The sequence below is a fragment of the Streptomyces sp. AgN23 genome (assembly GCF_001598115.1).
GTDB classification, from domain to species: domain Bacteria; phylum Actinomycetota; class Actinomycetes; order Streptomycetales; family Streptomycetaceae; genus Streptomyces; species Streptomyces antimycoticus.
On record NZ_CP007153.1, the window covers coordinates 792,307 to 804,470 of the forward strand.

A 12,164-nucleotide genomic window follows, 5' to 3' on the forward strand; every position below is an offset into this window, starting at 1 on the left:
GTCAGCTCTCCCCGGCCGCCCTGAGGCACCGCACGACATACTCGACGAGCTGCCCCACCGTGAGGTCGATGATCTCGTCGAGCTCCAGGCCCGCCACGAACTCGGCGAAGTTGACCTGTCTGCCGTATCGGGCCTCCAGGCTGCCGGCCAGCGCCACCAGGTCGATGCTCTCCAGCTCCAGATCCTCGGTGAAGCGGGTCTCCATGGTGACCTCGATATCGTCGAGGCCGTACTCGTCGAGCATCGTCCGGAGCATCCCGGATATCTCCGCGAGCACGGCCGGTGCGTCGGCGGGGGGTGCCGAGACGGTCTGATTGACGGTGGTCACTGGTCGCTCTCCTTGTCCTGTTCCTGGTGGTCCGGGCCGGTCGTCCAGGCCACGGCGTAGTCCCTGTCCGGCAGTCCGGGCGGGTTGGCGATGGTGCTGCAGTGGACCTGGTAGCGGCGCGGGCGCTGCCCGGGGGCGGTGGCCGCCACCTCGACGACGAGCCGGGCCGGTGCCGCGTCGGGGTGATCGGCTCCCGGCAGTGCCTCGGCGATGATGAGGGCATGCGGCCGGTCGTGCAGGGCAGTGCCCTCCGCCGTGGCGACCGCCTCCTTCGCGGCCCGGAAGGTGGTGGCCCAGCGGGCACGCGAATCACCGCCCCCGGCCGTCGCGGTCGCGAGGAGTTCCCGCTCGGCCCGGCCGAAGGCGGCCGCGAGGGCGTGGTCGTCGCGGTGGGCGACCTCTTCGAGGGCGATACCGGGGCCCGGGGCCCCGTGTGCGCGCGGCACCACGAGGGCGACCCCGGCCTCGGCCCGGTGTGCCAGCGAGAGGGCCAGTTCGGGCAGGGTCCGGCCGTGGACGCCGATGGCATACGGACGCCCCTGGGCGTCGTCGCGTATCCCGATCTCGGCGGGGAAGACCGGGCCTTCGCCGTGGTCCCAGAGCCAGCGCCGTACGGCGTCCTTGGCCGCGATCCTGCCCAGCAGCCACTGCCTGCGGCCGCGTGGCGGCTGGTGTTCATATTCCGTGCGCTCGGCGCGGCCCAGGTGGTTACGCATGATCAGATCGCGGGAGGCCAGATCGGGCCAGCGCTCATGGAGCAGGACCCAGCCGCCCGGCTGGGGCCGGGACAGCGTGTTGCGCTGTGGGAAGCGCTCCACGGGGCGGGTGTCGGGGTGGTTGTCGAACCGGCGATCCTGCCAGCCCGACAACTCCGCCCACACCTCGCCGCCGATCAGCAACTGTGCGTCGGCCTCCAGGGCGGTATCGGTCAGCGAGGTGATCCTGATCAGGCACTCCACCGGTGTGCCGGGACTTGGATGCGGGCCGAAGAAGCGCATCAGACGCATGCCGACCGGGAAGACCACGGTCCGTTCGGCGCGGGTCGCCATGATCCAGTAGCCGAGGAGCTGTCCGACGTTGTCCAGCAGCGCTCCCGGCGCGGGGGGTGTGGTGAGCGTGCCGCGTATATGCGACTCGCCGATCGCGGTGAGCGCGGTGAGCCCCTGGAAGGCCAGGCCGTGGAACATCCAGCGCTCGGCGTAGACGAGCTGTGCGGTGTGGTCGGGGGTGCGCTCGGTGGCGGGGTCGGTGGGCCAGGGGGTGGGACGGGTCGTGGGGTGGTGAGGAGCGACTTCCACGGTGGCGCGGGCGCTGCGGCCGAAGGTGACGGTGTAGTGGCCCGCCGAGGTGGGGGTCGCGGTGACGGGTACGGTGCTGGGGGGTGCCGCGGTCACCCACTGGTCGAAGCGGGCACCGTGGACGGCGACGGCCACGGGGCGTCCGGCCGTGTGCTCAGCCGCTGTGTGTTCCGCCGCGTCCATGAGGTGCTGGACGATCGTGGTGGCCGGGACCACGGGCCAGCGGTCCGACTCATCGGGCCAGCCCAGGCGTTGGGGGAAGAAGCAGTGGTCTTGGAGGTAGGGCATGGCCTCGGTCGACACCTGCAGATCGTGGGTGCGCGGGGTCGGTGGGCGGCTTGCCGCGATGACCGCTGTCGCGGTGGTGGCGGTCTCGTCGAGCAGGGCGAGGAGTTCGGCGGTCCACGGGGCGGACGGCGGGTGCGGGGTCGCACCGTGGGCCGCGTTCGCCGTTGCCGGGTGCGGGTGGGGTGGTGCCCACCCGTTCCGCCCAGGGGGCACCTCCCGGCGGTAGCCGGGGGAGGAACGATTGCCCACCACTTTGCGCAGCTCGCTCAGGCGTGGCTCGTTGAGCGAGATCAGCGAGCCGTCCAGGTCCAGCCGTACCGGAGGAAGCGTGGGTGTGGGGCGCGAGGCTTCATGCGACAGCGTGGGGTCCACCTCCGCCCCCTCCGTCCACAGGGCCGTGGCCACGCGGCGGAGCTGGGATACGCCGTCGCGGTGGGGGGAGTTGGCGGCCACCACCAGGTGGTCGCGGCCGTGCAGCGTATCGCCGATGAGCGACCCCAGTTGGCCCGTCCCGACCTGGACGAACGCGCGGAATCCCGCCTCGTACAGGGCCTCGGTCAGCAGCCGGAAGCGCACCGGCTCCAGCAGGTGGCGGATGAACAGCTCGCGCACCTGAGCCTCGGTCGCCGGATACGGTGCGGCGGTCGTTCCGGACCAGACGGGGATTCTCGGCGGCAGGAGCAGCTCGAAGCGTTCCGTCACGGCCCGGATGGGGTCGAGGTAGGGCGCCAGCATCGGGGTGTGGAAACCGGACTGGAAGGGCAGGAGCTGCGCGATCACGCCTTCGGCGCGCATGGCCCGGACGAACTCCTCGACATCGTCGCGCGGCCCGCACACCATCGACTGGCTGGGCGCGTTGTCGTGCGAGAGCACGATCCGGCCGTCCGCCCGCGCCTCCAACTCGGCGAGCACCCGTGGCGCACCGGCGCCGAGGACGGCGAAGGCCAGCCCGGGCACCCGCAGCGCGTCGGGGTCGAAGGAATCGAGGAAGGCGTCGACCTCCTCGCCCGCGTAGAGGCCGCCCACGGCCAGCGCGGTCCACTCCCCCACGCTGTGTCCGGCCACCGCGTCCGGTACGACCCCCATCCGCCGCAGCGCCGCGTCCAGCAGCCGGCCGACGCCGAAGACACCGACGCCATGGCGACCGATGTCGCCCACGCGGGCCGCCTCGCCGAAGTCGTCCCCGGCGGGGCGGGAGAGCCCGAAGTACTCGGCGACGCCGTCCACGCGGGGCACGAACTCGGCTTCGAGGCCGGGGAAGACGAAGGCGAGCTTTCCCGTGGCCGCCTTCCCCGTGACCGCCTTCCCCTTGGCCGCCGGGCCCGCGCCGAGCAGTGGCGCGGGGGTGAACCAGATGTCGTTGCGGCCACGCCAGGGGCGGCCCTTGGCCACCATGCGCCGCGCGAGCGCGAGCCGTTTGCCGGTGGGTTCGACGATGCCCAGCCGGGTACGGGCGTCCCGCCCCGTCACCGTCGTCCGTACGGTCGCGTCGTCCGCCGCCAGCAGCTCGGCCAGTCGCTCCGGGGTGTCCGCGGCCAGCGCCAGCACCCGCTCCGGCTCGATGACGACGGTCGTGGCGCGCGGCGCCACCGGCACCGGCGGCTGCTCCAGCACCACATGGGCGTTGATCCCGCCGAACCCGAAGGCGTTCACGGCGGCGCGCCGTACGGGCGCCTCCCAGGGCTCGGCCGCGCCGAGCACCGAGAAGCGGGTGGCCGCCAGCGATGGATGGGGGTCGTCGCAGTGCAGCGTGGGCAGCAGCCGACCGTGGTGGACCGCGAGGGCGGCCTTCACCAGACCGGCGACACCGGCGGCGGGCATGGTGTGGCCGATCATTGACTTGACCGAGCCGATGACGGCCGTCGCACCCGGCGTGCCACCGGGGCCGAACACCTCGGCCAGCGTGGCCAGTTCGGCCGCGTCCCCGGCGGGCGTCGCGGTGCCGTGTGCCTCCAGCAGCCCGATGGCGCCCGGCTCGCGCGGATCGAGGCCCGCGGCCCGCCACGCCTGTCGTACGGCCCGGGTCTGTCCGCCCGGGTCCGGGTTGACCAGACCGGTGGCGCGGCCGTCGGAGGCCACACCGGTGCCGCGGATCACCGCGTAGACGCGGTCGCCGTCGCGGAGTGCGTCGGCGAGCCGCTTGAGGACGACCACACCGGTGCCCTCGCCGATCAATAGGCCGTCGGCCGCGCGGTGGAAGGGCCGGATCCGCTGGCTCGGCGAGAGCGCACGCAGCTGCGAGAACACGCTCCACAGGGTGATGTCGTGGCAGTGGTGCACCCCGCCCGCGAGCATCACATCGCACCGGCCCGAGGCCAGCTCCCCCACCGCCTGGTCGACGGCGACGAGCGAGGAGGCGCAGGCGGCGTCCACGGTGTACGCGGGGCCGCGCAGATCGAGCCGGTTGGCGATGCGCGAGGCGGCGAGGTTGGGCACCAGGCCGATGGCCGCCTCGGGCCGGTCCGGGCCGAGCCGCTCGGTGAACGCGGCCCGTACGAGGTCGAGTTGGCCGGGTTCGAGGTCGGGCAGCAGCTCGCCGAGGGTCCGTACGAGCTGGTGGGCGGTGCGCACCCGCTGGTCGAGCCGGACCAGCCCGGGGGTGAGATAGCCGCCCCGGCCCAGCACCACGCCCACCCGCTGCCGGTCGGGAAGCCGGTCCTCACCGCCCGCGTCGGCGATGGCCGCCGCCGCGACGCCCAGGGCGATCAACTGGTCGGGTTCGGTGCCGGACACCGAGTTCGGCATGATCCCGAACCGCGCGGCCTCGATCCGGGCGAACTCGTCCACGAACCCGCCCCGCCGGCAGTACACCCGGTCGGGCGCCGCGGGCGTGTCGCCACCGCCGTCCGGGGCATAGAAACCGGCGTCCCACCGCCCGGCCGGGACGTCGCTGATGGCGTCCACGCCGCCGACCAGGTTGCGCCAGTAGGTGTCCAGGTCCGGGGAGCCGGGCAGCAGCACGGACATGCCGACGATGGCCACCGGCGGCTGCTGGTGCGCCTGCTCGTCCGTCACGCTCACCAGCCCGAGGCGGTGTAGACGACGGATCCCGTGGACTCCTCGCCCCAGGCCAGCTCGCGCAGCAGCGCGAGCGTGCCCTCCTCGGGGTCGATGAGCGAGATGCCGCGCCGGGCGTACTCGCGGCCCAGCTCCGGTGTGACCATCCCGCCATGGGCTCCGGTCGGTGCCCATGGCCCCCAGTGCACGGTCAGCGCCCGGCGGCCGGTGCGGTCCCGCCAGCGCGCGCCCAGGGTCTCCAGCGTGTCGTTGGCCGCCGCGTAATCCACCTGGCCGCGGTTGCCGAGGGCGGCGGCGACGCTGCCGAACAACACGGCGAACGCCGGGGGTTCGGGCAGCTCCGCCAGCGCGTCCAGCAGCGTCCGGGCCCCTTCCACCTTGGTCCGGTACACCCGCTGGAAGGACTCGGCGGACTTCTCGGCGATCAGCCGGTCCTCGATCACACCGGCCCCGTAGACGACACCGTCCAGCCGCCCGTGGTCGGCGTGGATCTGCTTCACCGCCTGGAGCACCGCTTCGGCGTCGCGGAAGTCGACCGAGCGATAGCGGACCCGGCCGCCCAGGGCGGTCAGCTCCTCGACCGTCGCGGCGACCTCCCGGCGCGCCAGGATCCGGTCGGCCTCCCGCTGGATGTCGGCGGGCCCCAGCCCGCCCCGGGCCGCGAGCGCCGCGCGCAGGGCCGTCTCGTCGCGGGCCCCGGCGGTGGCCGGGTCCTCGGGGCCGCCGGGCTCCGTCGTACGGCCGAGCAGTTCGATCCGGCAGCGGGCGGCGGACGCGAAGGTGGCGGCACACCGCGCGGTGATCCCCCGCGCCCCGCCGACCAGGACCACCACCGCGTCCCGGTCCAGGCCGAGCGCGGCCACCTCCGCCGCGCCGTCCCCGGCGGGCCCGGCCCCCGAACCGGCGAGCGCGCCCAGCGGGGTCTCCACGAGGTCCAGCCGGTGGCGCCGCCCATCCGCGGTGCGCAGTACGACGGGCGTACGGTCCGGGGCGAGCAACTCGTCGAGCAACCCGTCGGCCACGGCGTCGGCGAACCTGGGCGCTTCGGGAGAGCCGGGCGCTTCGGGAGAGCCAGGCGCGTTTGCGGGCCCGGCTACGGGTTCGGGCCCGGCCACGTCGGCGGACCCGGCCACCTCGGCGGGGAACTCCACCAGCCTGGTGACGATGTCCGGGTACTCCCTGGCCACCGTACGGAAAACCCCGCGCAGCCCGGCCGTGCGCGCGGCGAGCGGGTCAACGTGGCGGAGCGCCAGCAGCCAGTGCGGGGCGCGCCGCAGGGCCGACTGGAGGGCCGTGAACGCCTCCGGCAGCACCGGTGCGCCGGAGGTGGCCAGCGGGTCGAGCAGCAGCACACCGTCCACCCGGCCGTCCTCCTCGGTGAGCTGATGCCCGGCGGCGAGGCGGACGGCCTCGGCACCGCGCTCGCCCAGGCGGGCGGCCACCGCCTCGGCCATCCCGTCGCCTTCCCCGCCGAGCAGGGCGAAGCGCCGACCGATCAGCTCGGGCGGCGCGGTGGCACCGTCCTCGGGTGCGCCGAGGGGCACGGGCACCAGCCGCAGCCGTTTGGGCGCCACACCGGACACGGCCACGGGTTCGGGCGCGACCACGGCCACGGGCTCGGCCACCGGCTCCGGTGCGTCGGGCGGTGTTGCGGAGGCCGCCGGGGCGGGCGGCGCGAGGCGGGCGGTGAGCCAGTCGGTGACGGCGGCGGTGGTACGGGCCTTGGCCAGCTCCTCCAGCTCCTCGTCGCCCAGAGCACCGGTGTCCGCGCCCGCGACACCGAGGCGCCGCGCCAACTCGCCCGCGATTTCGGCCCGTTTGATGGAGTCGATGCTGAGATCGGCTTCGAGATCGAGGTCGGGTTCGATCATGTCGACCGGATAGCCGGTGCGTTCGCTGATGATCTCGGAGACCGCGCGCAGCACATCGCGCCCGGTGGCGGGTGCGGGCGGGGCGGATGCGGGAGACTCTTCGGCAACCGGCGCCGAGGCGCCGGACGTGGCAGCCACCGGCGCGGCGGCCACCGAGCCGAGCTCAGCGGGCAACGGCGCGGCCGCGACGACCGGAGCCGGTGGCGAGGCATGCCGTTCGCCCGGCGCCCCGCCGAAGTAGGTGAGGAGCACATCGCGCTGGGCGGCGATCATCTCCCGGCTGGTCCTCAGGAACTCCGAGATCAGGGCGTCCCTGCCCCCGTACTCGCCGCCACCCGTCCGATCGGTCTGGCTCACGGTCGCCTCCATGACACGTCGGGCCGGTGCCAGCGCACCGGGAAGGAGCTCACCGTCCGCGGTGCGGACCAGGTGCCCGTCGACCGTCCAGCCGGGCCGTTTCGGTGGCGGGGCGGAGCCCGCCGCCACCGCGTCCCGGCCGTGGAACAGCCAGGCCGTACGCACCGGAATACCGGCGACGGCCAGCCGGGCCAGGGTGTCGAGAAACCCCCGCGGTCCGACGGAGCCGGTACGCCGTCCTTCGCAAGCCAGGGCGAGGTGCGGACGGCCGTCGAGGATTTCCCCCACCAGCCGGGTGAGCACCGTCCCCGGACCGGCCTCCACGAAGATTCGCGCGCCCGCCTCGTACATGGCCTCGATCTGCGCCACGAAGCGGACGGGCGCGCCGATCTGGGCGGCGAGCTCGGCGCGGATGGCGTCCGGCTCCGCGCCGTGCGGGGCGGCGGTGCGATTCGCCCAGACGGGGAACTCGGCTACCCGCACCGGATGGCGGGCCAGCGCCTCGGCGAACCGCGCACCGGCCCCGGCCACCAGCGGGCTGTGAAAGGCGCAGGCGACCGGGATCCGTTTGGCCGAGTGCCCGGCCGCCCGCAGCAGCCGCACCGCCTCCTGGATGTCCCGCTCGGGCCCGGAGATCACGGTCTGCCGTGGCGCGTTGTGGTTGGCGGTCACCACACGCTCGGCGAGCTCGGCCGCCCGCAGCACCGACTCGACCTCGCCGGGGGCCGCGGTCACGGCCGCCATGGTGCCGGGCTCCTCCCCGGCGGCCTCGGCGGCACCGAGGATGGCGGCCGCTCGCTCGGCGCTCAACCGCGGCAGCGTACGGAGGTCGAGGGCGCCCGCGGCGCACAGTGCGACCAGTTCGCCGTAGCTGTGTCCGGCCGCCATGTCGGGCCGGACCCCGGCCGAGGTCAGCAAGGTATACGCGGCGAGCCCGACCATGCCCAGTGCGGGCTGGGCCACTCGGGTGTCGGTGATGGCGGTGCGCTGCGCCGCCTGCCCGGCCTCGTCGAAGGCGGCCGGGGGGTACAGCGCGTCGGTGTAGGCGCGTCCGTGGCGCAACTGGTGCTGGAGTTCGGGGAAGGTGACGAAGGCGTCGGCGAACATCCCGGGCCGCTGGCTGCCCTGCCCGGGGAAGAGGAAGGCGACCCTGCCGCGCTCCGGCTCGTCCCCGGCCTCTTGGGCCGTCTCCGGGGCGATGTGCAGCCCGTCCGTTCCGCATGGCCCCGGGCCCGGCGGATCGCCCGCGAGCACCTGGCGTAATCGTGCGGCCAGGTCGTCCAGGTCCGTGGCCACCACGGCCACCCGGACCGGTTCGTGGCCGGCGTCGGCGCGCCGGGAGGCGGTCAGCGCGAGGTCGCGCAGCCGCCATGGCCGTCCGGCCGTGTCATTGGCCATGAGCTGGTCGAGTGTCTCCCGGACCACCCGCAGCGCCGCCGCCCGGTCGGCCCCGCGGAAGAGGAACAGCTCGGCGGGCCAGGCGTCCAGCCCCTGTGCGGGTGGCGCTCCCCGGCCGTGTGCCGCCAGCACCACATGGAAGTTGGTCCCGCCGAAGCCGAACGCGCTCACCCCCGCCACCCGTTCGGCGGGCGCGGCGGCCCATGGGCGGGCCCGGGTGTGGAAGGAGAAGGGGCTGCGGTCCGCGTCCCATGCCGGGTTGGGCCGGGTCAGATGCAGGGTCGGCGGTGTGATGCCGGTGTACAGCGCCATCGCGGCCTTCACCAGCCCGGCGAGCCCCGCGGCGCATTTGGTGTGCCCGATCTGGGACTTCACCGAGCCCAGCGCACACGCCCCCGGTGCGGCCCCGGCGTCGGTGAACATCTCGCTCAGGACGGTGAGTTCGGTGCGGTCGCCGACGACCGTGCCGGTGCCGTGCGCCTCGATCAGGCCGACGTCGGCGGGCGAGAGGTGGGCATTGGCGTACGCGCGCTCCAGCGCGGCCCGCTGTCCCTCGGGACGCGGGGCGGTCAGCCCGAGCGAGCGGCCGTCGCTGGAGGAGCCGACGCCCTTGATGACGCCGTAGACGCGGTCACCGTCCCGTTCGGCGTCGGCCAGCCGTTTCAGGACGACGCAGGCGATGCCCTCGCCGAGCGCGATTCCATCGGCCGAGCTGTCGAAGGTGCGGGAGCGGCCCGTCGGGGAGAGGGCGTGCACCGAGGAGAAGAGCACATAGTCGTTGATGCCGTTGTGCAGATCGGCGCCGCCGCACAGTACGAGGTCGCTGGTGCCGGCGGTCAGCTCCTTGCATGCCACGTCCACGGCGGCCAGCGATGACGCGCATGCCGCGTCCACGGTGTAGTTGGCGCCGCCGAGGTCGAGCCGGTTGGCGATCCGTCCGGAGATGACGTTGGCGAGCATGCCGGGGAAGGAGTCCTCGGTGAGCCGCGGCAGCTGGTCCGCCAGGTCCCGCGGCACCTCGCGGACGTAAGCCGGCAGGACGGCGCGCAGCGTCTGGGCATGGGACAGATCGCTGCCCGCCTCGGCGCCGAACACCACGGAGGTGCGGGAGCGGTCGAAGGTGCGGCCGCCGTCACCGGGGTCGCCGTATCCGGCGTCGTCCAGGGCCCGGCGGGCGGCCTCCAGGGCCAGGAGCTGGACGGGTTCGATGCTGCCGAGCGAGGCCGGGGGGATGCCGTAGCGCAGCGGGTCGAAGGGGATGGGTGGCAGGAAGCCGCCCCATTGGGAGGCGGAGGCGCCGTCCTTGTCGCCCGTGTAGTGGACGGCCGGGTCCCAGCGCTCGGCGGGCACTTCGGTGACGGCGTCCACACCGCCCACCACATTGGCCCAGAACGAGGCGAGGTCGGGCGCCTGCGGAAACATGCACGCCATGCCGACCACGGCCACGTCCAGCGGCGCGGGCGCTTCGGCCGCCGTCGGGGCCGAGGCCACGCCCAGGCGTTCGCACACGGCCTCGGCGCGTGCGGTGAGGAAGTCGGCGGCGCCGGGGCCCACCGCATGGTGCAGGGCGGCGATCGTGGTGGTGGCCGAGCGCATCACGGCGACCTGTCCGGCCATGAACATCCCGCCGCTGAGCTGGTGTTCCTCGTCCACCGAAGTCAACGCGCCATCGGGCCCGCGGTCCATGCCCTTGCTGGCGATCCTCAGTCGTCCCACGTTCAGCCGCTCCAGCCGCTCCCAGACATCCCGGTCCGGCAGGCCCTCGTTCCGCAGCCGCTCCTTGACGGTGTCGAAGCTCTCGGTGAAGGGGCTGGGCACGCAGCGTGTGGCGTGGCCGGGGGCGGTCTCCAGCAGCACGGTGTGCTCGGCGGCCACCACCTGGCGCTGGAAGAGTGGCTGTACGGCGCCGTGTGCCACGGCTTCCTCGGTGAACAGGTACGCGGTGCCCATCAGCGAGCCGACGGCGACGCCGCGCCGGGTGAGCGGGGCGGCGAGCGCGGCCACCATCGCGGCGGAGCGTTCGTCGTGCACTCCCCCGGCGAAGAAGACCTCAATACCCGCGCCGTCGGTGTCGTCGGCCGCTTCGGTGCCGTCGGCGCCTTGGGGGTTCGCCGTGTGACGCGGGTCGTGCGCGGTGTCGTCGAGGAAGTCCTCGACGACGGCGATCTGGGCCTCCCATAACGGAAAGCTGTTGCGCGGCCCCACGTGGCCGCCGCATTCGGAGCCCTCGAAGACAAACCGCCGGGCCCCGGCCTGGAGGAACTGGCGCAGCAGCCCCGGCGAGGGCACATGCAGATAGGTGGCGATGCCGTCCCGCTCCAGCGCCTTCGCCTGGGACGGCCGTCCGCCCGCGATGATGGCATGGCTGGGGCGGATCGCCCGTACGGCCTCGAGCTGGGCGTTCCTGATCTCCTCGGGTGCGAAGCCGAGGACACCGACACCCCAGGGCCGTCCGTCCAGCACGGCCGCGGCCTCCTCCAGCATGGTGCGCGCCTGGTCACGTCCGGCCAGGGCGAGCGCGATGAACGGCAGCGCTCCCCCGGCGGCGACGGCGGAGGCGAACGCGCCCTGGTCGCTGACCCTGGTCATCGGGCCCTGCGCGAGGGGCAGCCGGGTGCCGAGGCGGGTGCTCAATGGGGCGCCGGGGCGCAGCGCCGAGACGGCGGAGCCGTTCCGCACGGCCTCGTGCGCGGCCTCCCGGATGGCGTCGGTGATGCCCCGGACGGTGCGCCCCGCATCCCGCCACCGCTCGGCGAACCGGACCGCCAGAAAACCGTCCTGACCCACCGTCAGATTTGGCTCGATGTACTGCGTGGCGCGCCCCCGGCGCCGCAGGACGCGGTGCCCGTCGAGGACGGTGGTCTCGGAGCCGTCCATGGAGCGGATGGCGGCGGCCCGGTCCTCCGGGAGCCCCGATTCGGCGAGCAGGGCCAGCTGGGTGTCGAGCACGACCCCGGCCGCGCCGCCGAGTACGGACGCCGCGGCGGTGTGTGGGCCGATGCCGCCGCAGGCCCACACCGGTAAGGACACCCGGGGGTCGGCGAGGAGCCGCTGCAGCAGGATGAAGGTGCCCAACGCCCCGATCCGACCGCCGCTCTCGCTGCCCCGGGCGATCAGTCCGTGCGCTCCGGCGCGGACGGCCCCGAGCGCCGCGTCCAGGTCGGTGACCTCGGCCAGCACTCGGCATCGGTCGGATACGGCCTCCACCGGCCAGGGCGAGTCCACCCCGAGCACCACCGTGTGGGGACCGGGCGCGCCACCCTCTGGACCGCTGGCGGCCGGGGTATCCCGCAGGTCCGCGGGGGTGAGGCGGCAGCCCGCCGCGACCCGCACGCCGTACCGCCCGTCGGCCACCCACTCGCCGATGTCCTCCCACGCCTGGAGGGCCTCGCGGCCCGTTGTTCCCAGGTCGAGAACGCCAAGACCGCCCGCGCGGCTGACCGCTGCGGCGAGTCTGGCGTCCGGCTCCCCTAAGGGAGTGATGCCGATGACAAGATCGCCGGCGTCCACGACGGATGACATGTTTTCTCCGAAAATCGCTAGCGCAGCAGGAAAGGGAGATAATTCGGGCAACGCATGTCGAACGTATGGCACGGGAATCTCGCG

The 12,164-nt window shown here is 74.1% G+C and carries 3 protein-coding genes; all 3 read right to left on the minus strand.

Going from position 1 to position 12,164, the window contains the following annotated elements:
• Nucleotide 1: 1 nt before the first annotated feature.
• Genes AS97_RS03610 through AS97_RS03620 form a run of 3 tightly spaced genes read right to left on the minus strand, consistent with a single transcriptional unit; the run spans nt 2 to nt 12,080 of the window.
• Nucleotides 2-328: an acyl carrier protein gene (locus AS97_RS03610; RefSeq protein WP_185929836.1), complete on the minus strand. Its 327-nt coding sequence runs from the start codon at nt 326-328 to the stop codon at nt 2-4.
• Nucleotides 325-4,935 carry a type I polyketide synthase gene (locus AS97_RS03615; protein ID WP_210564325.1) on the minus strand — a complete coding sequence of 1,537 codons (4,611 nt, stop codon included), beginning with the start codon at nt 4,933-4,935 and terminating at the stop codon, nt 325-327. The genes AS97_RS03610 and AS97_RS03615 overlap by 4 nt, the downstream gene beginning before the upstream one ends.
• The gene (locus tag AS97_RS03620; protein WP_210564326.1) at nt 4,932-12,080 is read right to left on the minus strand and encodes a type I polyketide synthase; all 7,149 of its coding nucleotides are present in this window, start codon (nt 12,078-12,080) and stop codon (nt 4,932-4,934) included. The genes AS97_RS03615 and AS97_RS03620 overlap by 4 nt, the downstream gene beginning before the upstream one ends.
• Nucleotides 12,081-12,164: the final 84 nt, after the last annotated feature.